Origin of the sequence: Flavobacterium sp. CG_23.5 (assembly GCF_017875765.1) — a bacterium.
Classification (GTDB): domain Bacteria; phylum Bacteroidota; class Bacteroidia; order Flavobacteriales; family Flavobacteriaceae; genus Flavobacterium.
Map to the genome: position 1 here is coordinate 2,971,539 of NZ_JAGGNA010000001.1, position 24,422 is coordinate 2,995,960.

Below are 24,422 nucleotides of genomic sequence, written 5' to 3' on the forward strand. Positions count from 1 at the left end.
AGACGGAGTTTTTTATTTAACTTGGAACAGATTTTACATCATTCCTGGCATACCACCACCCATCTGGTTTCCGCCACCATTTTCTTCTTTAATATCGATCAAAGCACATTCAGTAGTTAATATCATCCCCGCAACCGATGCTGCATTTTCTAATGCTACACGAGTTACTTTTTTAGGGTCAATAATACCAGCTTTTAGCATATCAACGTATTCATCTGTTTTAGCATTGTATCCAAAGTCACCTTTTCCTTCAGCCACTTTTGCAACAACTACCGAACCTTCAAGACCTGCATTCTCAACAATAGTTCTCAAAGGAGATTCTACAGCACGAGAAACAATTTGAATTCCTGTTGCCTCATCAGCATTGTCAGCCTTAATAGCGCTTAGTACGTTTTTGGCTCTTAATAACGCAACACCACCACCAGCAACTATTCCTTCTTCAACAGCAGCACGAGTTGCATGAAGCGCATCGTCCACTCTGTCTTTTTTCTCTTTCATTTCCACTTCAGAAGCAGCTCCAACATAAAGTACAGCTACACCACCAGCTAATTTAGCCAAACGTTCTTGTAATTTTTCTTTGTCATAATCAGAAGTGGTAGCTTCCATTTGACCTTTGATTTGGTTCACACGATTTTTGATCATATCAGCTTCACCAGCACCACTTACAATAGTCGTGTTGTCTTTGTCGATAGTAACTTTTTTCGCAGTTCCTAACATTTCTAGTGTAGTGTTCTCAAGAGTATAACCTCTTTCTTCTGAGATTACAGTTCCACCTGTTAAGATGGCAATATCTTCTAACATTGCTTTTCTTCTGTCTCCAAAACCAGGTGCTTTTACTGCAGCAATTTTTAATGCTCCACGTAATTTATTTACTACCAATGTAGATAACGCTTCACCATCAACATCTTCAGCAATTATCAATAAAGGTTTACCCGATTGTGCAACAGGTTCCAATACTGGCAATAATTCTTTTAATGAAGATACTTTTTTGTCGTACAAAAGTATGTAAGGATTCTCCAATTCCACTTCCATTTTTTCTGGATTGGTAACAAAATAAGGAGAAAGATATCCTCTGTCAAATTGCATTCCTTCCACAACATCTACATAGGTATCTGTTCCTTTGGCTTCTTCAACAGTGATGACACCTTCTTTTCCAACTTTTGCGAAAGCAGCAGCGATTAATTCACCAATTACTTCGTCATTATTAGCTGAAATCGAAGCAATTTGCTTTATTTTTTCAGAATCACTTCCTACTACTTTTGCCTGCTTAGCTAAGTCAGCTACTATTGCTTCTACCGCTTTGTCAATACCGCGTTTCAAATCCATTGGATTTGCACCTGCAGCTACATTTTTCAAGCCTTCTTTTACGATAGCTTGAGCTAAAACAGTTGCAGTTGTTGTTCCATCTCCAGCTAAATCATTAGTTTTTGAAGCAACTTCTTTAACCATTTGAGCACCCATATTTTCTAAGGGATCTTTTAACTCAATTTCTTTTGCAACTGTAACACCGTCTTTAGTAACGGTTGGTCCACCAAATGCTTTTCCAATAATTACATTACGACCTTTTGGTCCAAGGGTTACTTTTACAGCATTTGCTAATGCATCTACGCCACGTTTTAATCCGTCACGTGCTTCTATATCGAATTTTATATCTTTTGCCATTTTAAATTTTGTTTAGTGTTTAAGGTTTTAAAATCTTAATACTTAATACTTTTTTATCTTAATTCTAATTATATAATTGCAAGAATATCGTCTTCTCTCATTATCAAATAATCTTTTCCTTCCAATTTCAATTCTGTTCCAGCGTATTTTCCATAAAGGACAGAATCTCCAATTTTAACAGTCATTGTATGGTCTTTTGTACCGTTTCCTACAGCAACAACAGTTCCTTTTTGTGGTTTTTCTTTAGCTGTGTCCGGAATAAAAATCCCTGATGCAGTTTTAGTCTCAGCAGCAACTGGTTCGATAAGAACTCTGTCTGAAAGAGGTTTGATGTTTAAAGCCATGATTTTATGTTTTAAATTATTTTTTTAATGAATGCTAATAGGATTTCAGAAATTGTGCCAGCCTATTAAAACTGACACATTTTCTTATAAAAAATGCCAGCTTTGACAGGCTGGCATTTAGAATAAGGGGAAATAATTTATTTTGCTGGATTTGTTGCAGCAGGTGTATTTTGAACTGGAGAAGCTGGAGCAGCAGTAGTTGGTGCAGTAGTTTCTGTTTGCTCAATAATTTTTGAATCGTTATCACTTAATGCTCCAGTAAAGCTTAAACTTGAAAGAAGTATCAGTACAATTAAAATAGTAGCAAGTGTCCATGTGCTTTTGTCTAAAAAATCAGTTGTTTTCTGTACACCACCTAACATTTGAGAGCCACCTATTGTAGAAGACAATCCACCACCTTTAGGGTTTTGAACCATTATAACTACGATTAATAGAAAACAAACTATTGTTATTAAAACTAAAAAAATTGAAAATGTGCTCATTGTTTAATTATTATTTTGTTGTAAAATCTTAATATCCGCTATGCGGTCTGCAAAGAAACTACTTTTTTCTGGATATTTCAAAATTAATATTTGATAAGCTTGAATCGCTTTTAGATATTTTTTTTGTTCCAAATAAACTCGCGCCAAAGTCTCGGTCATCAAATAGGAGTTGTCATCTTTATTTAGGTCGAAAGTTACGGTAGAGGGAACGCCATGTTTCACTGGCGAAATTTTAGGACTAGTTTCTATAAACTTGTCGATTAATTCCGCTTTTTTCTTTTTGTTCTCATCTATTGGCAGCGTTTTTGGGCTAATCTTATTTTCAGATTCTCTATTAATAGGTAGCGTTCGCGATAGTTGTAGCCATTCTTGAAAAGAATGTTGTTCATTTACAGAAAAATCCAAAGGTTGACCGATAGCTAATTTTTCTTCTGCAGTTTTGTTAGTGTCATCATATTCTAATGGTAAAGCTTCCCTTATAGAAGTAAGAATGGAGCGCTCTAATGTATTTGTTTTGTGTTCCAATTTTTCTTCGTGAACAATTATTTCACTATCGATTACATTGATCTCGAGAAGTTCAAGCGTTTTTTTATCGTAGAATTCTTTTTGTATCGCAGTAAAAGTATCTGATGTAATGAAATCAAAGAGCACTGCTCTATCTGTTGTATGCGCTGCAGTAACTTTCAAAGCAAAATTATACCTGAAACTATTTTGGTTATAAAGCCCTTTTAATTGTAATGCTCTGGCGCTTTGAAAATAAGGAAATTCATCTAGTACTTTTTCCAATACGACCGTTTGCTTCTCATTAACAGCATTTGGTTTATTAATCAAATAAGTATAATCGGTTACATTCATAAAGGTTATTCGTTTATTTGGTTATTCGTTTATTTGTTCTTCGATTAACGGAATCAACAAATGACTGAATCAAAACCTTATTTACCATTTGGCCAAAGATTCATTAAAGATATCTTGCGTAATTCGGTCAAAAATTTCTTTTAGAGCATTGTTTAAAGTAGATCCTACCAGTTGTTGTTCAGCAGGATAATCATAGTAAAATTCGAATGTTTTTTCAAAATCATCCTTTTCTTTATTTTTATTGGTAAAACGGACATTTATTCTGATTTTTAAACGGTTTTGTGCCGCTTTTTGGTCGGCGGTAGCCGTCATCGGACTTATTCGATAATCTATGATTTCCCCTTCGTAAGTTAAATCAGCACTGTTTTTCACCAAATTTAGATTGGTTTGATTCTGAATTAAATCTTGTAAGGCGAGGGTAAATGTTCTGTCTATTCCAGGTTCAATTATTTCAGCATTATTTTGAAAAAAATTGACTTGAAAAGTTTTGGCGTCAATTTTTCCGGTCCCAGTAAAGTTATAAACCGAACAACTGTTTAATGTGAAAATAATTGTAATAGCGAAGATGTAATGTAAGTGTCTCATTTTATATTTTAAAAAACCAAAGATATTCATTTTAGGCAAATCATTCGTGACTTTATAACTTATTGAAAAAATTACAAATCAAATTGTTTAATTTTTCGGTATAAAGTTCTTTCGGAAATTCCCAATTCATCAGCTGCAGCTTTTCGTTTTCCTTTATTTTTTTCCAATGATTTTTTAATCATTTCAATTTCTTTTTGCTCCAGTCTCAATATTTCTTCTTCCTCTTCGATAGTTTCTGCAAACAAGTAATTATCGTCATTCTCCTGATATTGTTCTTCTTTATTTTGTGCTGTAATCAGATTGGTTCTAGGTTCTTCTTCAAAATCTATCTCACTGTCATTTTCTTTAGAACCGTAAATTTTAGTGATTAGTTTTTTATTGGTTTCCTGTACTTTAGAACTGCCGTTTTCCATCAACTCTAAAGTAAGTTTTTTTAAATCATGCAAGTCACTTTTCATGTCAAAAAGCACTTTGTACAAAATTTCTCTTTCGTTACTAAAATCACTATCACTTTTTTTATCTTTTATCACAGATGGTAAATTAGTTCCTTCTTGTGGTAGATAAGACTGCAATGTTGCCGCCGTAATTTCACGATTAGTTTCCAAAACGGAAATCTGTTCCGCTACGTTTCTCAATTGACGAATGTTTCCGCTCCAACGGAATTTTTGCAACAACTGAATGGCAACTTCATCTAATTTTAAAGGAGGCATTTTGTACTTATGAGCAAAATCTGCAACAAACTTTCTAAACAACAAATGAATATCTTCTTTTCTATCTCTCAAAGGCGGTAAGTTAATATCCACCGTGCTTAATCGATAATACAGATCTTCTCTAAATTTCCCTTTTTGAATAGCATCAAATAAATTGACATTGGTCGCAGCTACAATTCGAACATCCGTTTTTTGTACCTGACTAGAACCGACTTTTATAAATTCGCCATTTTCTAATACGCGCAACAATCGAACTTGAGTGGTCAGAGGCAATTCACCTACTTCATCAAGAAAAATGGTTCCACCGTCAGCCACTTCAAAGTACCCCTCACGTGTTCCGGTTGCTCCTGTAAATGCTCCTTTTTCATGTCCAAAAAGTTCACTGTCAATAGTTCCTTCCGGAATGGCCCCGCAGTTTACAGCGATATATTTTCCGTGTTTTCTATGCGAAAGCGAATGAATAATTCTGGGAATGTTTTCTTTCCCAACACCACTTTCCCCTGCCACTAATACTGAAATATCAGTAGGAGCAACCTGAATGGCTTTTTCTATTGCACGATTGAGCTTCGGGTCATTCCCGATAATCTCAAATCGTTGTTTTATGTTTTGAACTGTATCCATGTTCTATATTGTTTAAAGTTGTTTTTGTTTAAATTTTAAAGTCAGCCAATTGAGGTAAACTTTAAACTTTAAACTTTACACTTTTTTAATTCATTTCAGATAATCCAACAGCCAAACCTTTAAGTGTGCCTGAAGTGCAACTTATAATTTTTACATTCACAAAATCCCCAATTTTATAATTTTCTTTTGGGAAAACCACAGTGATACTTTGTGAATTCCTTCCGGAAAATTCTTCAGTTGATTTTTTTGAAACTTTCTCTACCAAAACTTCAACCGTTTGCCCGATGAATTCCTCAGAACGCAACCAAGCATGTTTTTGCTGTAAATCGACAATTTCCTGCAATCTTCTGGCTTTGGTTTCTTCCGTAACATCATCTTCCATTTTTCTTCCTGCCAAAGTTCCCGGGCGTTCTGAATACGAATACATATAACCAAAATTATATTTCACATATTCCATCAAACTCAACGTATCTTGATGATCTTCCTCCGTTTCGGTAGGAAAACCCGATATCATATCCTGCGAAATAGAACCATTGGGAACAATGCTTCTAATTTTATCAATCAAAGTCATGTATTCTTCGCGCGTATGCAAACGGTTCATTTCCTTCAAGATTCTATTGCTTCCTGATTGTACCGGTAAGTGAATGTGCTTGCAAATATTTGGATGTTTAGCGATAACATGCAAAATGCTTTCGTGCATATCCTGAGGATTGGATGTCGAAAATCGGATTCTCATTTTTGGAAAACCAACCGCTACCATTTCTAGTAATTGGTCAAAATCAACTGCAGTAGCTTTTTGCATTTCAGAGGCATTTTCGAAATCTTTCTTCAATCCGCCACCGTACCACAAATAACTATCGACATTTTGACCTAAAAGGGTAATTTCCTTAAAACCTTTATCCCATAAATCCTGAATTTCCTTCATTATACTTTGTGGTTCCCGGCTGCGCTCCCGTCCGCGGGTAAAAGGCACCACGCAAAACGTACACATATTATCACAACCACGCGTGATAGAAACCAATGCCGTAATTCCGTTGCTCATCAATCGAACCGGCGATATATCACCATAGGTTTCATCTTTCGACAAAATCACGTTGATGGCATCGCGTCCTTCCTCGACTTCCGCCAATAAGTTCGGTAAATCTTTATAGGCATCAGGACCTACAACAAGGTCTACAATTTTTTCTTCTTCTAGGAATTTGTCTTTCAATCGTTCTGCCATACAACCCAAAACCCCAACTTTCATCTTTGGATTAATACGTTTTACAGCATTGTATTTTTCTAAACGTTTACGAATCGTTTGCTCTGCTTTGTCGCGAATCGAGCAGGTATTCACCAAAACTAAATCGGCTTCTTCCAGAATTTGCGTCGTATTATATCCGTTTCCGGATAATATAGAAGCTACAATTTCACTGTCCGAAAAATTCATTGCACAGCCGTAACTCTCGATAAAAAGTTTCTTTGTATTCTCGGGTTTATGTTCTAGAACGAGACTTTCGCCTTGTTTGCTTTCTTCAATAATCTTCTCCATTACTTAATTTAAAGTGCAAAGATAACGCAATTCCAATAAATATGACAAGATGTCAGACTAAGATTTAACATTGTTTTAGGCATTCTGCGCAGTTGTATTTTAAGAGTTGTTTCCCGTCTAGTCCATAAGACGAGATTACAATACCAGAGCAAAAAAAGTACAGTTTCTAAAGTTACAAAAAGAGCTTCTTGCGGTTGCATTTTTAGAACAAGAAAATAAAACTTTTTTTTACTTTGGGATTTTCACTTCAATCGCGGCAGTGGTAAAATTATTTACCAGCTAGAGATTAAAAGTCTGAAATCGTGAATTCAGAACAATCACTAAAACCACATTAATTACTATATGAAATGATTAAAATGATCGGAGTAAAACATTTTGCGGTGGAAAAAGTGGAAAATCTGCTTTGGAAAATCTGCTTTTTATTTAATCATATATGCAGGGTTTTAAGTTAAAAAAACATGAATTGTATAAACTTTTTGTTTAATTGTGTAATATAATCGCAAAAAAATAATATTATATTTGTAATAGTAAAACCATTAACAATATAATAATCATTAATTTAAAACTTTTTCAATATGAAACAATTATTAGACATTAGCGCAACATCAAAAAAGTATTTAGCAATCGCAGCACTTTTCTTTTCTCAAAGTATTCTATGGGCACAAGATAAAACAGTAGATGTAAATTTGAATGTGGATAAAGGCGGAAGCGATTGGTATGCGCAACCATGGATTTTGGTTGTAGGTGGTGCAGTTTTTATCATAATAATAGTAGCTCTTTTAAGGGGAAATAGCAGCAAGTAGTGAGAAGGTACTCTGTTCAATGAGTACGGTTCTTCATTTAATAACAGGTATAAATGACACTTTAAATAGTGCATTTATAGCTGTTTATATTTTGGATGGGAACTAGCTAAGGTAATTAAAAGCATGCGTAATGTTTTAATCTTTTATTTCGTTAATGGAATGGCAAAAAAAAGATTTCATTTCCGGAAGGCTGACTAGTGAATTGGCTTTAATCAGTAATAAACTATTGTTTCAAATTATAGCTATAGACCTAAAAGATCCTGAAGGTGTTGGTTTTCCTGAATTAATAGTATTGTTGAGTTGATTTTGCGCGAGGGATAGAAGCGGAAATCCTTATTTAGGCTTTTTAGCCAAAATAAGATTGCAGCGAATAGCCCGACCCTTGCGGGCGCGCCCAAAACACATTTAATCTATTTGTTGATCTTCGTGAGTTTAATACGGACGATAAAATGAGCGTCTATTTTCCTGTTTTAAAGTGTTTAAAATTATATTTATCGAGCTTGCATTTTGTGCATTTCAACGAGAAATTTGACTTTTAAAATTTAAAAAACTCAAAATTTAAAAAAATCATATACTTTTGCCGACATAAACAATCGGGACATGGCAAAGAATTTAGTTATAGTTGAGTCACCTGCAAAGGCAAAAACAATTGAAAAATTTCTGGGAAGTGATTTCCAAGTGGAGTCAAGTTATGGGCATATTGCCGACTTGCCTTCCAAAGAAATTGGGGTAGATGTAGAAAATGGTTTTAAACCTAAATATGAAGTTTCTGCTGATAAAAAAGCGTTGGTTTCCAAATTAAAGACGTTAGCCAAGAATGCCGAAATGGTTTGGTTAGCAAGTGATGAGGATCGCGAGGGGGAAGCTATTTCTTGGCATCTTGCCGAAGAATTAAAATTAAATCCGGCCAAAACAAAACGAATTGTTTTTCACGAAATTACGAAAACAGCGATTCTAAAAGCGATTGATAATCCACGTGAAATCGATTATAATTTAGTCAACGCACAACAGGCGCGAAGAGTTCTTGATAGATTAGTAGGTTATGAATTGTCTCCTGTTTTATGGAGGAAAATAAAAGGAGGTTTGTCTGCCGGACGTGTGCAATCCGTTTCTGTTCGATTGATTGTGGAGCGTGAACGCGAAATTCAAAATTTCAAAGCTGTCGCTACTTATTCTATTGTAGCAGAATTCACTAACGAAGCAGGAAAAGCATTCAAAGCAAAACTGCCGAAGAATTTCAATACAAAAAAAGAAGCCGAGGATTTTTTAAATAAAAATATCGGTTCTACATATAAGGTAGCAGATTTAGAAACTAAACCTACCAAAAAATCACCAACAGGACCTTTTACCACTTCGACTTTACAACAAGAAGCGGCTAGAAAATTGTATTTGCCGGTTGGTATTACGATGCAACTCGCACAACGTTTATACGAAGCTGGACTTATTACTTATATGAGAACGGATAGTGTGAACTTGTCGAAAGATGCGATGGATGCTGCTCAAGCAGAAATCATCAAATCCTACGGAAAAGAGTTTTCAAAACCTCGGACTTTCGTGAATAAAAGCAAAGGAGCGCAGGAAGCACACGAGGCGATTCGGCCTACGGATATGTCACGTCATACGGTAGATATCGACAGAGACCAAGCGCGGTTGTATGATTTGATTTGGAAAAGAACCTTAGCTTCGCAAATGAGTGATGCGCAATTGGAACGCACAAACGTGAAAATTGAAGCAAATAATCACGGTGAAATATTCACGGCATCTGGAGAAGTTTTGCTTTTTGAAGGATTCTTGAAAGTGTATTTGGAAGGTCATGATGACGATGAAGAGGAGCAAGAAGGAATGTTGCCGGCGATGAAAGTCAATGAGAAATTAGGAAACAATTACATCACGGCTACCGAGAGATATTCTCGTGCAGCTGCAAGATATACGGAGGCTTCTTTAGTAAAAAAATTAGAAGAATTGGGAATCGGTCGTCCTTCTACTTATGCGCCAACGATTTCTACCATTATCAACAGAAATTATGTTGAGAAAGGAAATCTTGACGGTCAGGAACGTAATTATACGCAACTTACTTTGCAATCTGGAAAAGTAGGAGAAAAGTTGTTGAAAGAAAATACAGGTTCTGATAAAGGAAAATTAGTTCCTACAGATATTGGAACTATTGTAACGGATTTCTTAGTGAAGAATTTCGGGAATATATTAGATTATAATTTCACTGCCAAAGTGGAACAGGATTTTGATGAAATTGCAGAAGGAAATATCGTTTGGACAAAAATGATGCAGGAATTCTACGATCAATTTCATCCAAATGTGAAAGATGTGGAAGCCAATGCGGAGCGAGAAAGTGGAGAAAGAATTCTGGGAACAGATCCAAAAACAGGGAAACCAGTTTCGGTTCGTTTAGGAAAATTTGGACCGATGGCTCAAATTGGAGCTGCGGATGATGAAGAGAAAAAATTTGCCAGTTTAATGGCAGATCAAAATATTGGGAACATCACATTGGAGGAAACGCTGAATTTATTTTTGTTGCCAAAAAATCTTGGAAATTACAAAGATGAAGAAGTAGAGGTGAGTAATGGTCGTTTTGGCCCTTACATTCGTCATGGAGCAGCTTTTGTTTCTTTGCCGAAAGGAGAAAATCCACTAGATGTAGATTTCGAAAGAGCAAAGGAACTAATCGATGAAAAAGCAATTGCCGATGCGCCTATCGCTATTTATAAAGGCGAAGGAGTGCAAAAAGGTGTTGGTCGTTTTGGTCCTTTTATCAAATGGGACGGTTTGTTTATCAATGTAAGTAAGAAATATGATTTTGATAATTTATCACAATTAGATGTTGAAGCTTTGATTGAAGATAAATTGCAGAAAAATATTGATAAGGTTTTGCATAATTGGGAAGATGAAGGAATTTTGGTGGAAAAAGCCCGTTGGGGTCGTTCCGTTATTACCAAAGGAAAAATCAAAATTGAATTGAGTAAAGATGTCGATGCTACAAAATTGACATTAGCAGAAGTTCAAGAAATGATTGCCAAGAAAACGCCCGCTAAAAAAGTGGCTGCAAAAAAGGCGCCGGCAAAGAAAGCGGTTGCGAAAAAAGCAGTAGTTAAGAAACCAGTTGCAAAAAAATAATTAAATGGAATTTGATTTTCTAAGGCCGATAGACAATGAAATCCTACATTATATAAATGGATCGACTTCCCAGCAATTGGGAAGTAAAATTGTTTTGCACACGAACGAACAATTTCCGGATTTAAATAAAATTAAAATTGCCATTATTGGCGTTTTTGAAAACCGGGGCGATAAAAATGCGATTTCAGATATCGATTTAATACCGGTAAGAAAAGAATTGTATGGATTGTTTCCTGGCAATTGGGATACTTCGATAGCTGATTTAGGAGATATTCTGGCTGGGAATTCTATTGAAGACACTTATTTTGCAGTAAAAAAAGTAGTTGCAAGTTTAATCAAGAAAAAAATCATCCCTATCGTCATTGGTGGTTCTCAAGATTTAACCTATGCACTTTATAGGGCATATGATGATTTGGAGCAGATGGTTAACATGGTTTCTATTGATAATAAGTTTGATTTTGGAAAAGAAAGTGAAGAAGTTTCGGCCTCTTCTTATTTGACAAAAATAATTATTGACGAACCTAATAATCTGTTTAATTACTGTAATATTGGTTATCAAACCTATTATAATTCCCAAGAGGAAATTGATCTGATTGAAAAATTATTTTTTGATGGGTACCGATTGGGAGAAATATCTAATAATATTTCTCTTTCCGAGCCTGTTTTTAGAGATGCGGATTTGGTGAGTATTGATTTGAGTGCTGTTAAATCCTCAGATTCAGGAAATTTCATTTCGTTTACACCTAATGGATTTAATGGAAAAGAGATTTGTTCTTTGGCTAGATATGCAGGAATAAGTGATAAAGTATCTTTGTTTGGGATATTTAATCATAATAATTCAGCACAAGAATCAGCGATAATAGCGCAAATTATATGGTATTTTATTGAGGGTTTTCATTATCGTTCTTATGAATATCCTTTTGGAAGCAGAGACAATTATATTAAGTACATAGTTCCACTGGAAGAGGAAGAACTTGTTTTCTATAAAAGTGACAAAACGGACCGTTGGTGGATAGAAATTCCTTTTATTTCGAATGGAAGTAATAAACTAAAAAGAAATACGTTATTACCATGTTCTTACGACGAATATTTGTTGGCATGTAATCAAGAATTGCCAGAAAGATGGTGGAAAGCCCAAAGGAAAAACATATTATAGGTTTTTTGGGGCTTTAAAGAAGATATTTAATAAAAAACAACTTGTTTAGTGTGAAAAAATTGTTTTTTAAATAAATAATAAATAGGTTTACACACTTAAAAATAATGAATAGATAATCCAAATTTATATGAAGAAGTTCATTGCATTTACGGCAATTTTGACCTTGTTAATTAGCTGTGGTAAATCAAGCGATAAAGGGGAATTAGTTGGTGCGGCTGGAGGAAAATGGCATCCTGAGAAACCTTATGGTATGACTTTAGTGCCTGGTGGTGCTTTTATAATGGGTAAATCGGATGACGATTTAGCTGATGTTCAGGACGCGCCTACTAAAACGGTTACTGTTCGTTCTTTCTACATGGATGAAACTGAAATCACAAATAGTGAATACCGTCAATTCGTAGAATGGGTAAAAGATTCTACGATGAGAGTTCGTTTGGCAATTCTTGCTGACGAAAGTGGACAAAAAGCAGGAGATGGAAAGGGTAAAGGTAAAAACGCCGGTAGTATTGGCGATTTTGCGTTTAATGATTCTGATCCTGAAAAAATGACTGCTTACGACAAATATATGTATGATAACTACTATAGCGTAGGAACGGCTGATGATCCTTACGCTGGAAGGAAATTAAACAAAAAAGTAAAACTTATTAAAGATACTAAGTTGTATCCAGATGAGTATTACAGTGAAGTAATGGATTCTATGTATTTGCCTATAGAAGCTTCTTATAATGGATTGCGTACTATTGATGTTAATAAATTAAAATTTCGTTATTCTTGGATGGATATTCAAGCTGCAGCTAAAGCAAAAGTTGGAAAAAGAAAAGATTTCATAAAAACAGAAGAAGTGAATGTTTATCCTGACACAACTGTTTGGATAAAAGATTTTGCTTACTCGTACAATGAGCCAATGCATAATGACTATTTCTGGCATAAAGCATACGGAGATTACCCTGTTGTTGGAGTTAAATGGACACAAGCTAAAGCATTTTGTGCATGGAGAACTTTAAATAAAAACACGTACATAAAATCTAAAAAGAAAGGTCGTGAATTGATAAATTCTTTTAGATTGCCTACTGAAGCAGAATGGGAATATTCCGCTAGAGGTGGATTAGAATCTGCTACATATCCTTGGGGAGGTCCTTATACTAAAAACGATAGAGGCTGTTTCTTAGCAAATTTCAAACCAAATAGAGGAGATTACGCTGCCGATCAGGCCTTATATACAGTGGAGGCGAAGTCGTATGAGCCAAATGGTTACGGTCTTTATAACATGGCTGGAAATGTTTCTGAGTGGACGGATTCGTCTTATGATCCAAATGCTTACGAATATGTTTCTTCAATGAATCCAAATGTTTTGGATGCGTCAAACAAACGTAAAGTAGTTCGTGGCGGTTCTTGGAAAGATGTTGCTTATTTCCTACAAGTAAGTACCAGAGATTTTGAATATGCTGATTCTGCAAGAAGTTTTATTGGCTTTAGAACTGTTCAAGATTACATGGGATTGCAAACTACTGGAAACGGTGCAAAGAAAAAATAAATAAACTGACCAATTCAAATCTATCAAATAAATCTTTAAAAAAAAACATTATGGCATTACTTAGCAAAAAAACAATGAATTTCGCTTACGGGATGGGAGCGGCAGTTGTAATTATTGGAGCATTATTCAAAATTACACACCTTGAATTTGGGGTTATTACTGGAAATTTAATGTTAACCATTGGATTGGTTGTTGAGGCTGCAATTTTTGCTCTTTCTGCATTTGAACCTGTTGATGACGATTTAGATTGGACTTTGGTTTATCCTGAATTGGCTAATGGTGTTAAAGGTGCAGCTCCGAAGAAAAAAGTTGAAACTCCTTCAGATGCTCAAGGCTTATTGTCTCAAAAATTAGATGCTATGTTAAAAGACGCTAAAATTGATGGTGAATTAATGGCTAGTTTAGGTAGCAGTATTAAAAATTTCGAATCAGCTGCTAAAGGTATTGCGCCAACCGTAGATTCTATAAATTCTACAAAAAAATATAGCGAAGAATTAACTTTGGCTGCGGCACAAATGGAATCTTTGAATAGCTTATATAAAATCCAATTGCAAAGTGCTTCAAGAAATGCACAAATAAATGAAGAAGTTGCTGAAAATAATTTAAAATTAAAAGACCAAATGCAATCTTTGACTTCTAACCTTTCATCACTTAACAATGTGTATGGTGGAATGCTTTCTGCAATGAATAATAAAGGATAATTAGTTTCGAACTATATAAAAACAATAAACTAATTAGTAGAAAATATGGCAGGAGGAAAACAAACCCCTAGACAGAAGATGATTAACCTAATGTACTTGGTTTTTATCGCAATGTTAGCATTAAATATGTCCAAAGAAGTCTTATCGGCTTTTGGGATTTTAAACATTAAAATTGTAGAGTCGAACTCTATTACAGATACTAGAAATCAATCTTCCTTTGAGCAATTGTCTCAGAAAGCTGTAGATCAACCAGGTCAATTTGGTGACAAGAAAATTAAAGTAGAGAAGATTAGAGCAGTATCCAAAGAGTTTAATGATTATATTGAAAACTTAAAAACGGATGTAACCAAGAAATTTGTTAGAGACGCTGAAGGGAATTTGCCTTACGAACAAATGGATAAAGGGGATTTAATTGATAGAAAGTTTTTTACTGGTGATAGAGTTTCTAAAGAAGGTCAAGAATTTTTGAATAAAGTTAATAACTTTTCAGTCCAAATAAAACAGATTGGTGGTAGTTCAATTGCTGAATCAGAAATGAAAAAAATTGAAGCGAGATTTGCTACAAATCCAGTTTATTCTGAAAAAGCGGGTGCAAAATTACCTTGGATAGATTATAATTACAAGGGATATCCACTTATTGCAACTATTACAAAATTGTCTCAATTGCAAGCGGATATTAAAACTACGGAAAGTGATGTTATGACTGGGATGTTTCAATCGGATTTGGTTGCGGCAGCTTCACTTACAGCTTACCAACCGATAGTTGTTCTTGAAAAATCTGTTTTCTTTCAAGGTGAGGCGGTAAAGGGAAAAATCATTTTGGGTAAATTTGATCCTTCTTTAAAAGCTAAATCGGTTATTGTAAATGGTTCAAGTATTGCGGCACAAGCAGGTCAGGCTAATTTCTCTTTTGGAGCAGGTAATATTGGGGAACACCCAATAGGAGGTTCTTTCAATTTTGATGAAAATGGTAAGGTTGTAAGTTTGCCTATAAAAGATAAATATGTTGTTGTTGCCAGACCAAAATCGGCAACTATCTCTGCAGATAAAATGAATGTTGTGTATAGAGGTGTTGTAAACCCTATGACAATCTCTTTTGCAGGAGTTTCAGCGGATAAAGTTTCAGCTTCTGCTCCTGGATTAAGTTCAGCTGGTGGTGGAAAATATAACATGAGTCCAGGTGGAGGAACAGAAACAGTAATTAATGTTACTGCAACACTTCCTGACGGTTCTAAAGTTTCTGATAAAAAATCTTTTAGGATTAAAGGTATTCCTGGTCCTACTGGAACAATTAGAGGAGAAATGGGAGTGGTAAAAGGTCCTAAATCAAATTTAGAAATTGCAACAATTGGAGCAAAATTAGTTGATTTTGATTTTGAAGTTGGTTTAAATGTTGTTGGATTTAATTTTAAAGTTACTGGCCAGCCTACAGTTGTTGTTCCAGGTAATAAATTGAATGCACAATGTAAAGCAGTTCTTTCTAAAGTAGGAAGAGGTGATCAAGTTACCATTTCTGAAATTAAAACTAAACTAGTAGGTGCAGGTAGTTATTTATTACCAAGAACTGCTCCAGTTATTTTTGAAATACAATAATAAGTACGTTTAAAGAAAAACCTACTTCAATATCTTATTATGAAAACCATGATGAACGTAAGAAATTTTTTAATAGCTATTATCTCTGTTACTTGGAGTTTTGCATCTGTAGCACAATCTAATTTGCTTAATGCAAAGATCCCGGATCAAATAGGGCTTAAATCCGCTGCACAACTTATTTCGGATAATGACAAACCTTTAGAATATGGTTATGTTCACGATAGAGATGTTTTGATGGGTAAAACAACTTGGGAAATTATTGACTTAAGCGAAAAAATTAATTTTGCTTTATATTTTCCAATTGATACTGCAAATATTGGTTCGGATAGACGCTCATTGTATGATGTGCTTACTAAAGCGATGAAAAATGGCAAAATCACTGAAGTTTACACGGATAGTTATTTCAATACAAAAAAATCTCTAAAAGACATTCAGGGTTCACTTTCTCGTATTGATACTACAGATGTAGGGAGAGAACAAATAAATGCTGGTCAAGCAGTAGCAGCAGAAAATATTTTAAAACAAGATCTTACGGCTCAAGATGTAACCCAATTTAAAATTAAAGGATATTGGTATTTTGATAAACGCCAAAGTGAATTGAAATATCGTTTACTAGGTATTTGTCCGGTAACTCCAGATGTTTACACGATGAACAGCGATGAGAAAGATTACATCGATTTATTTTGGGTGTTTTTTCCATCGGCGAGAGAGGTTTTGCATGAGGCAAAAGCTTTCAATGATAAGAATTCAGCGATGCCAATTTCTTTTGATCAAATTCTAAATTCAAGGCGTTTTAATAGCACCATTTATAAAGAAGAAAATATGTATGGTGATAGAGAGATTAAGGATTACATGAAAGATAACGCACAGAATCAATTGTTAGAGTCAGAAAGAGTGAAAGAAAAAATTCGCAATTTTGAGTCGGATATGTGGAATTATTAAATTTCATTTGATAAATACGAAAAACTCTTACCGTAATGGTAAGAGTTTTTTTGTTTTAATACCCTTACCTTTGAATAATTTTAAAAAAGGTACCACTTCAAATGATAGATTACTTAATAATTGGATCAGGTTTAGCAGGAATATCATTTGCAGAAACGGCTTTGCAAAATGACAAAACCATTTTTGTTTTAGACAATAATTCTCAAAATTCTTCCAAAATTGCCGGGGGACTTTACAACCCTGTTATTTTAAAACGCTTTAGCGAAGTATGGCAGGCTCAGGAACAATTGCTTTTGATGAATGAATTTTATACTAATTTAGAAGAAAAACTAAAATGTAAAGTTGATTTTAAAAAGCCGATTTTGAGGAAATTTTTCTCAATTGAAGAGCAAAATAATTGGTTCGCAGCTTCTGATAAATTTGCATTAGCTCCTTTTTTATCTACTGAAATAATTTCGAAAAAGTATAAGGGAATTGATTCCCCGTATGGTTATGGTGAAGTACTGCAAACAGGTTATGTGGATACAGCATTGTTGCTGGAAAAGTACAAGGAATATCTTCTTGAGGAAAAGTTATTTCAGGAAGAATCATTTGATTATGATGCTTTACAGATAAGAAACGATAGTATTCGCTATAAAAATATTCAGGCAAGGCATGTTGTTTTTGCAGAAGGTTTTGGGATGCATGCTAATCCTTATTTTAAAAATTTGCCGTTGGACGGAACAAAAGGAGAGCTTTTTATTATAAAAGCGCCGGAATTAGAATTGGATGTAATCGTCAATACTAGTGTTTTTATTCTTCCTCTTGGAAATGATTTGTTCAAAGTTGGTGCAACCTACAATTGGAAAGATAAAACAGATTTACCTACTGAAGAAGGAAAAACAGAATTAATCGAAAGAATAAAAGAAATTATCGCATGTGAATTTGAAATTGTAGCCCATTTTGCTGGAGTCCGGCCCACTGTCAAAGACAGAAGACCATTGGTGGGAACTCATCAAGATTACAAGACAGTACACCTACTTAATGGTTTGGGCACAAGAGGTGTTATGCTGGGACCTTCAATGGCCAAAGCTTTGTTTGAATTTATTGAATTTCAAAAACCTTTAGATATTGTGATTGATATAAAAAGGTTTTTAAATAAAGTCAAAAAATAATATTATTTCAAACCACTTTTAGGGTCATAAGAAACAAACATATTGATGTAAATATTCCTAGACCATCGTAACACAAAAGGGAATAAAACGATAAGGGAGACGATGATTGAGATAAATGCTACTTTAATGTCGGACTTAAAGATTACGTAGGAGATTATGAAAGCGGCAGTTCCAATGGCAACATTTAATCCGTAACTCACATACATTGCACCATAAAAAAACGAAGGTTCAATTTGATATTTAAAGCCACAATGGCTGCAATTTTCATGCATTTTTAAAATCTTACTCAGATGTAACGGATTTTTATCCAAATACATACTCTCATTCTGACATTTAGGACAACTTCCTGTTAAAATACTATTTAGTTTGGATCCTTTTTTTAACATTTGCAAAAATTTTTAACAAAGGTACAGTTTTTGAAACCCTACCGATGTAACATTATCACAAATTATGCTCAATATACACAATCTATCTGTTTCGTTTGGCGGTTCTTATTTATTTGAAGAAGTTACCTTTCGTTTAGGTGCTGGAGACCGTGTTGGTCTCGTAGGTAAAAACGGTGCTGGAAAATCCACCATGCTTAAAATTTTAGCAAAGGATTTTGCTCCTGACTCGGGAAGCATCGCTCAAGAGAAAGAAGTTCGAATGGGATTCTTGCGCCAAGATATTGATTTTGAGCAAGGAAGGACCGTTCTTGAAGAAGCGTATGAAGCTTTTACAGATATTAAAATTGTAGAAAAAAAACTGGCAGAAATCAACCATTTGCTTGTGACCCGTACTGATTATGAAAGTGAGGAATACAGCCAAATAATTGAAGATTTATCCGACTACACACATCGTTTTGAATTATTAGGTGGGTATAATTATGTTGGCGACACAGAGAAGATTCTTTTGGGATTGGGGTTTAAAAGAGAGGTGTTCAACAATCAAACGGAGACATTTTCTGGAGGTTGGAGAATGCGAATTGAATTAGCCAAATTATTATTGCAGGCCAATGACGTTTTGTTGCTGGATGAGCCTACGAATCACCTGGATATCGAGAGTATCATTTGGTTAGAAAGTTTCTTGCGCAATTATCCCGGAGTTGTGGTGATCGTTTCTCACGATAAAATGTTTTTGGATAATGTGACCAATAGAACTATCGAAATTTCACTTGGTAAAGCGTACGATTTCAATAAACCATATTCTGAATATTTAGAATTACGTCATGAAATTCGCGAAAAACAATTGGCAACACAAAAAAACCAAGCCAAAAAAATTGAAGAAACCGAGAAATTAATCGAGAAATTCCGCGCCAAAGCTTCCAAAGCTTCCATGGCACAATCGATGATTAAGAAACTCGATAAAATAGAGCGCATTGAAGTTGATGAAGATGATAATTCAGTAATGAACATCACTTTTCCTGTTTCAAAAGAGCCGGGTAGAGTAGTGGTCGAAGCCGAAAATGTGACTAAAAGCTACGGTGACAAAACCATCTTGAAAGACATTAATCTATTAGTGGAACGTGGAAGCAAAATTGCTTTCGTGGGACAAAATGGACAAGGAAAATCAACGTTTATAAAAGCAATTGTTGACGAATTTGAATACCAAGGAAGCATAAAACTGGGTCATAATGTACAATTGGGGTATTTTGCACAAAATCAAGCCGAATATTTAGACGGTGAAATTACGTTGTTACAAACGATGGAGGATGCAGCTGCCGATACCAATCGCTCTAAAGTACGCGATATGCTAGGTTCATTCTTATTTCGTGGCGATGATGTAGAGAAAAAAGTAAAAGTCCTTTCTGGGGGCGAAAGAAACCGTTTGGCGCTATGTAAATTGCTTTTGCAGCCCATAAATGTTTTGTTGATGGATGAGCCAACCAATCACTTGGACATTAAATCCAAAAATGTTTTGAAAGCCGCTTTACAAAAATTTGGCGGAACTTTACTGTTGGTTTCTCACGATAGAGATTTCTTGCAAGGCATGTCAAATTTGGTGTATGAATTCAAAGATCAAAAAATAAAAGAATATTTAGGCGATATCAATTATTTCTTGGAACAACGCAATATGGAAAATATGCGTGAAGTCGAGAAAAAGGATGCACTAAAAGCTTCGGCGCCAAAAGAAAGCAACAAAGCTTCCTACGAAGATCAGAAAAAAGGGAAATCACTGCAAAATAAGTTGAGTAAAGTCGAAAGCCAAATCAAACAATTGGAAAAAGACATTCAAAACGATGATAAAATGCTGGCTTCAAACTATGATAAAAATATTGAAGACGCTAAATTTTTCATGGCTTACAACAAGAAAAAAGCAGAATTAGATAAATTATTGTTGGAATGGGAATTGGTTCAGGAAGAAATTGATAATTTGTAGCCAATCCAGCTTTACGTTTCAATCTTTCAAAGAAAAAACTTTTTTTGTTAGACCTTGCAGGAGCTCCCTCCGGTCGCTCTGCAAAATCAGCAAAAAATAGTTTTTTTCTTAAAAGGATTTCCACTTCAATCCGGGCTAAAAAAAAATCGGAATACACAAGATTTTCTTTAAATCAATCCCATCATTTCTGAGTGGGCAATGGCTTCTTTGCTATTTTTGAAATAACAAACCGATACTTGCAAACTCTCCAGATTTTTCAATACAGTCTCTACTTTTTCTTTTTTATATTCTCCAGTTTGTCTAATATAAACTGCTTTTACGGTGACTGGAAATATTTTACAAATAGCTTCGTATAAAAAAGGATCATGTTGCGAATCATCACCCAACAACACATATTCCAAATTTGGATAAAATTCCAGAATGTGTTTGATCTTGTCAAACTTATGATTATGGTTGCCTCTTCCAGTCATAAAGAAATCAGTAAGACTAGTTTTAATATCCTTCAATAATAATACAGCCCTTGGCAATTGATGAATTTCCGTAAATTTCACAATAAAGCGGTACAGATTCCATTCGCTACTTGAAACATAAAAAAAGGCATTTTGTTCCTCTTTGTTATTTCTTCCGGCTGAACTCAATGCTTGGTAATGAGGGACAACATCTTCAAAAACTTTTCTCTTATCAATATTTTTAAATAATAAAATATATAATTTCATCAATGGATTTTCAGTATTCGACACTAAAAAGGTATCGTCAATATCAGATATAATTCCTAAATTTCCTTTATTTGGACGGATGTAACTTTCTGTTGTTACTATTGTTTCGTTTTTGTAAATAATACTTACTGAATAATCGATCCAGCCATATTTAGTGAATTGGTCTAACGGCACACAAAATTTGAAATAGCCGTCATTCAAAGTTTTAGTATGGATCTTCACATTGTTGTGCTCTAAATAAACATCAGCGTTTGCTTGTGTTTTAACTCTAAATAGCCGGATTACGGAGGCGGCATTTTTAAAATTTTTTTTCTGAAAATTATAATCTTTTGCACTCGTTGGTCTAAAAACATGTCCCATTACAATTAATTCCTGCTCGTTTGCATACCCGCGATATAATTTTAAAATTGGCTTCATTTATTGTACTTTTGATAAGTATTGTAAATTAAATGTTTTTAACCAATAAATGTAGCTAAATTTTGAGAAAGAATATCATAATGATTGTAAATCCTATTTCAGGAGATTTGGATAAATCAGAACTGACTGATGCTGCATTTTCTTTTGCGGAGAAAGAAAATCTTAATCTTGTGATTTACAATACTTCGGGAGTAAACGATATTATCAACATTCAGGCGCTTTATCTAAGTTATAAACCAGAAAGAATTATTGTTGCTGGTGGTGATGGAACTATTAAAATGGTCTCGGAGGCAATGCAAAAAGAGGACGTGATATTAGGGATTTTGCCTGCGGGTTCTGCCAATGGTCTAGCTGTAGATTTAGATTTGATGTTAACTCCTGAAGAAAATCTTCAAATTGCATTTCAAAATGATTATATGGAAATAGATGTAATTACTATAAATGATAAAATTAGTTTGCATTTGAGTGATTTAGGTCTTAATGCAGAACTTGTTAAAAACTATGAAAATGCGACAATTCGTGGGAAATGGGGTTATGCTTTGCAAGCCGTAAACACGTTAATTGATTTCGAGGGACCTTTTACCGCAACAATAACTGCCAATGATGAAACTATAAATTGTGTTGCACGAATGATCGTAATTGCCAATTCTAAAAAATATGGTACCGGAGTCGTGATTAATCCTGACGGAGAAATGAATGATGGAAAATTTGAATTAGTAATTTTGAAAAATTTAGATCTTTATGTTTTTGGGCAAATCGTAACAGGAAATATGCCAATTGAATCTAATGATGTTGAAATAATATCAACAAATCAAGCATTTATAAAAACTAATTTCCCGGTAAGTTTTCAAATGGATGGCGAATATTGTGGTACAGAAACAGAATACAATGTTGAGATTTTACACAAACAGATGAAAGTAGCAATACCGTAATTTGTTATTTGAAATTATTTAAACGGATTTCGTTCCTGCCAAATGGTTTCGGGTTCTAAATATTTGAAAAATTTAGGCATATAAGAATTAATCAATGCATTACTATGTTCTATAAATCCAAACATTTTTACTGGTTTTGCACCTACTGAGCTCTTTATTTCAAGAGCAGTTCTGGCGAAAACAATTTCCTTAAAACCTTTGTTGATTGAATAGGCAATCATGTCATACAGCATATTTAAATACAACATTTTTTCACGTTGAATGCTTTCGTCATAACCCAAAAAATAAGTATCCATTACTTCACCATTTTTGATTAAAGTATTGAATCCTATCAATTTGCCGTCGATAAAATACCCATAAAAAAGAATCTTGTCTTTAAAAATTTCCTTGAAGGTTCTAAAGTGATTCTTTGGAAGGAAAAAAGTATTAAATGGAGCATTTTTTGCCACATGAAAATACAAATCGTAAATAGTTTCTTCGTATTTGATGATGTCTTCTAAATGCAACTTTCTTTTTTCAATCACATCCGCTTTTTTTCGAGCTCTTTTGAATTGATCTCTATATTTTTTTGAAAGTGAGTCTATATAGTCTTGTTCTGATTTCCAATTTTCATTTATGGTAAATACCATGTTGGGCTGCGTAGAAAATTGATAATTATTTTTGAACTCTGAAATTTCAAAGTTTTTAATTTCCTCTTCATCAAAATCTTTAAACGAAGTGATATGTATTTTTTTGCCTTTGGATCTAAATAATTCATTTAACGCTAAAGAAGCTGTTTTCAATGTTCTAATAGCTTCCTTTTTATCAATTTCATCGGAAAAAGCAAAAGCATTTTGTCCAGTCAGCATATTATTTCCAATCAATAAAACATTGGAAGAGAAATTTTTGAAAGCAAAATTTCTTATTGCGGTTTTAATGCACTTATCACGTTCACCAAAAGATTCTAGTTTGTTCAAATCTAAAAATTGAGAAACAGCAATGCCTGCTAAAAGATCATTTTTGAAAATCCCTATAAAATGACAAATCATATTTTCCGGAGAAGATTTTTCTAATACTTGGAGATATTTTTTGGATAAAAAAATAGTTGATGTAGCTAGATCATCCCAGTTTGTTGGAAGTTCAGCTGTTGAGGCGTAAATTTTATAGGAAAAAGATGGATTCAAATTGAATTTTAATATTTTTCAAATTTAGTTAATTAAGTTAAAGTATTTTTATATGATTTGAAATTAACTAACTTTAACTACTAAATAGAAAATTATGAAAAAGTATACTGATGAAGAAATTCAATCCCAACTAAAAGACTTGAAAGAGTGGGAATTTATTGATAATGCGATTGAAAGGAAATTTAAATTTTCGGATTTCACGCAAGCGTTGGGGTTTATAGTTCAAGTAGGATTGATGGCCGAGAAAAGAAATCATCATCCGGAACTTTTCAACGTATATAATAAGGTTAACATCCGATTGAATACACATGATGCTAACGGAGTTACGGAAAAAGATTTTGACTTGGCAAAAGCTATCGATCTAATTAAATAAAAAAAACTCGTCTTATTTTAAAAATAAGTCGAGTTTTTTTTGAAAATATTTTATTGTTATTTCCATGCACAAATAATTCCGCCCATAATCATAAAACATACAATCCAGAAGCCACCGTTTACTAAAGTGTATTTAAAACTTTTTCTTTCAAACAATGCATTGGTTCCTATTATCGGCAATGCTAAAAATAATCCAGCCATAAATCCGTGTAAGGCACCATGTTTGAAGGTTCTAAATGCCATTCCGTAATCTGCCATAAAAGCGACGTAGGATGGTTTAGCTATGCTGGCATCTCCGCCAACCATGCCTAAAGCACCTGTTTGATGGATTGTGAAGTATTGAAGAATGACACTGATGAGAAAGGCGTATAGGAAGGAAGCACTAAATATTATTAGCATATTTCCTCCTTTCATCTTTTCTTCTGTCGTTCCTGATTCTTTCATCCAGATAGTTCCAAAAACTTTTGGGTTGTACCAAATAAATCCAACAACAAGTGTTGAAAATGCCGCAACTAATAGTGCTAGAAAATTCATTTCCATAAAATAATTTTTTAGAGGTTGATAAATCAAATTTAACAATTAATTACTAACCTCATTTAATTATTTTTTTGTAGGAAATATACGTTTTGAATTTAAATTTAGATGTATTTCGTCGATTATAT

23 protein-coding genes are annotated in these 24,422 nt (G+C 34.1%); 12 read left to right on the forward strand and 11 right to left on the reverse strand.

Going from position 1 to position 24,422, the window contains the following annotated elements:
- Window positions 1–33 precede the first annotated feature (33 nt).
- The 7 genes from groL to miaB form a co-directional block, all read right to left on the reverse strand.
- Entirely contained in the window at window positions 34–1,662 is a 1,629-nt protein-coding gene (gene groL, locus H4V97_RS12880) for a chaperonin GroEL (RefSeq protein ID WP_209549910.1), read from the reverse strand.
- A 68-nt stretch (window positions 1,663–1,730) separates the two neighbouring features.
- Entirely contained in the window at window positions 1,731–2,006 is a 276-nt protein-coding gene (groES, locus tag H4V97_RS12885; RefSeq protein ID WP_035670228.1) for a co-chaperone GroES, read from the reverse strand.
- Window positions 2,007–2,143: 137 nt separating this feature from the next.
- Entirely contained in the window at window positions 2,144–2,488 is a 345-nt protein-coding gene (secG, locus tag H4V97_RS12890; protein WP_196849826.1) for a preprotein translocase subunit SecG, read from the reverse strand.
- Between the two features lie 3 nt (window positions 2,489–2,491).
- Window positions 2,492–3,343 (reverse strand): tetratricopeptide repeat protein, encoded by an 852-nt coding sequence (locus H4V97_RS12895; RefSeq protein ID WP_209549911.1) that lies wholly within the window; start codon window positions 3,341–3,343, stop codon window positions 2,492–2,494.
- Window positions 3,344–3,424: 81 nt separating this feature from the next.
- Complete coding sequence (locus tag H4V97_RS12900; protein ID WP_209549912.1) at window positions 3,425–3,928, reverse strand: LptE family protein; 504 nt, start codon at window positions 3,926–3,928, stop codon at window positions 3,425–3,427.
- 71 nt (window positions 3,929–3,999) lie between these two features.
- The gene (locus H4V97_RS12905) at window positions 4,000–5,259 is read right to left on the reverse strand and encodes a sigma-54 interaction domain-containing protein (RefSeq protein WP_196849829.1); all 1,260 of its coding nucleotides are present in this window, start codon (window positions 5,257–5,259) and stop codon (window positions 4,000–4,002) included.
- Between the two features lie 85 nt (window positions 5,260–5,344).
- Complete coding sequence (gene miaB / locus H4V97_RS12910; protein ID WP_209549913.1) at window positions 5,345–6,790, reverse strand: tRNA (N6-isopentenyl adenosine(37)-C2)-methylthiotransferase MiaB; 1,446 nt, start codon at window positions 6,788–6,790, stop codon at window positions 5,345–5,347.
- A 575-nt stretch (window positions 6,791–7,365) separates the two neighbouring features.
- Between miaB and H4V97_RS12915 the strand changes: the two genes are divergently transcribed.
- The 9 genes from H4V97_RS12915 to H4V97_RS12955 all read left to right on the forward strand — a co-directional run bounded on the left by H4V97_RS12915 (window position 7,366) and on the right by H4V97_RS12955 (window position 17,802).
- Entirely contained in the window at window positions 7,366–7,593 is a 228-nt protein-coding gene (locus tag H4V97_RS12915; protein ID WP_196849831.1) for a hypothetical protein, read from the forward strand.
- Window positions 7,594–7,747: 154 nt separating this feature from the next.
- Window positions 7,748–7,897: a hypothetical protein gene (locus H4V97_RS12920; protein WP_196849832.1), complete on the forward strand. Its 150-nt coding sequence runs from the start codon at window positions 7,748–7,750 to the stop codon at window positions 7,895–7,897.
- A gap of 296 nt (window positions 7,898–8,193) precedes the next feature.
- A complete protein-coding gene (gene topA, locus H4V97_RS12925) occupies window positions 8,194–10,722 on the forward strand; it encodes a type I DNA topoisomerase (protein ID WP_209549914.1) in 2,529 nt (842 codons plus the stop codon).
- 4 nt (window positions 10,723–10,726) lie between these two features.
- On the forward strand, window positions 10,727–11,878 hold the full coding sequence (locus H4V97_RS12930) for a formimidoylglutamase (protein ID WP_209549915.1): 1,152 nt from the start codon (window positions 10,727–10,729) through the stop codon (window positions 11,876–11,878).
- A gap of 127 nt (window positions 11,879–12,005) precedes the next feature.
- The gene (gene gldK / locus H4V97_RS12935; protein ID WP_209549916.1) at window positions 12,006–13,412 is read left to right on the forward strand and encodes a gliding motility lipoprotein GldK; all 1,407 of its coding nucleotides are present in this window, start codon (window positions 12,006–12,008) and stop codon (window positions 13,410–13,412) included.
- Between the two features lie 50 nt (window positions 13,413–13,462).
- Window positions 13,463–14,113: a gliding motility protein GldL gene (gene gldL, locus H4V97_RS12940; RefSeq protein WP_196849836.1), complete on the forward strand. Its 651-nt coding sequence runs from the start codon at window positions 13,463–13,465 to the stop codon at window positions 14,111–14,113.
- 45 nt (window positions 14,114–14,158) lie between these two features.
- Window positions 14,159–15,706, forward strand: coding sequence for a gliding motility protein GldM (gene gldM, locus H4V97_RS12945; RefSeq protein ID WP_209549917.1), 1,548 nt, complete (start codon window positions 14,159–14,161; stop codon window positions 15,704–15,706).
- 51 nt (window positions 15,707–15,757) lie between these two features.
- Window positions 15,758–16,648, forward strand: coding sequence for a gliding motility protein GldN (gldN, locus tag H4V97_RS12950; protein ID WP_209550307.1), 891 nt, complete (start codon window positions 15,758–15,760; stop codon window positions 16,646–16,648).
- 101 nt (window positions 16,649–16,749) lie between these two features.
- The gene (locus tag H4V97_RS12955) at window positions 16,750–17,802 is read left to right on the forward strand and encodes an NAD(P)/FAD-dependent oxidoreductase (protein ID WP_209549918.1); all 1,053 of its coding nucleotides are present in this window, start codon (window positions 16,750–16,752) and stop codon (window positions 17,800–17,802) included.
- 2 nt (window positions 17,803–17,804) lie between these two features.
- On the opposite strand, the gene H4V97_RS12960 is transcribed toward H4V97_RS12955, so the two are convergent.
- Window positions 17,805–18,188 carry a DUF983 domain-containing protein gene (locus H4V97_RS12960; protein ID WP_209549919.1) on the reverse strand — a complete coding sequence of 128 codons (384 nt, stop codon included), beginning with the start codon at window positions 18,186–18,188 and terminating at the stop codon, window positions 17,805–17,807.
- A gap of 64 nt (window positions 18,189–18,252) precedes the next feature.
- Here H4V97_RS12960 and H4V97_RS12965 point away from each other — a divergent pair, with 64 nt between their 5' ends.
- Window positions 18,253–20,160 carry an ABC-F family ATP-binding cassette domain-containing protein gene (locus H4V97_RS12965; RefSeq protein WP_196849840.1) on the forward strand — a complete coding sequence of 636 codons (1,908 nt, stop codon included), beginning with the start codon at window positions 18,253–18,255 and terminating at the stop codon, window positions 20,158–20,160.
- Between the two features lie 167 nt (window positions 20,161–20,327).
- Here the strand turns inward: H4V97_RS12965 and H4V97_RS12970 are convergent, their stop codons facing one another.
- Window positions 20,328–21,293, reverse strand: a complete 966-nt coding sequence (locus tag H4V97_RS12970; RefSeq protein ID WP_196849841.1) for an App1 family protein — start codon at window positions 21,291–21,293, stop codon at window positions 20,328–20,330.
- Between the two features lie 62 nt (window positions 21,294–21,355).
- Here H4V97_RS12970 and H4V97_RS12975 point away from each other — a divergent pair, with 62 nt between their 5' ends.
- Window positions 21,356–22,225: a diacylglycerol/lipid kinase family protein gene (locus H4V97_RS12975; RefSeq protein WP_209549920.1), complete on the forward strand. Its 870-nt coding sequence runs from the start codon at window positions 21,356–21,358 to the stop codon at window positions 22,223–22,225.
- Between the two features lie 14 nt (window positions 22,226–22,239).
- Here H4V97_RS12975 and H4V97_RS12980 read toward each other — a convergent pair whose 3' ends face one another.
- Window positions 22,240–23,388 carry a GNAT family N-acetyltransferase gene (locus H4V97_RS12980; RefSeq protein ID WP_209549921.1) on the reverse strand — a complete coding sequence of 383 codons (1,149 nt, stop codon included), beginning with the start codon at window positions 23,386–23,388 and terminating at the stop codon, window positions 22,240–22,242.
- Between the two features lie 94 nt (window positions 23,389–23,482).
- On the opposite strand from H4V97_RS12980, the gene H4V97_RS12985 reads away from it, so the two are divergent.
- On the forward strand, window positions 23,483–23,761 hold the full coding sequence (locus H4V97_RS12985) for a 4a-hydroxytetrahydrobiopterin dehydratase (protein ID WP_209549922.1): 279 nt from the start codon (window positions 23,483–23,485) through the stop codon (window positions 23,759–23,761).
- Window positions 23,762–23,817: 56 nt separating this feature from the next.
- Here the strand turns inward: H4V97_RS12985 and H4V97_RS12990 are convergent, their stop codons facing one another.
- On the reverse strand, window positions 23,818–24,300 hold the full coding sequence (locus tag H4V97_RS12990; RefSeq protein ID WP_209549923.1) for a DUF1761 domain-containing protein: 483 nt from the start codon (window positions 24,298–24,300) through the stop codon (window positions 23,818–23,820).
- Window positions 24,301–24,422 lie beyond the last annotated feature (122 nt).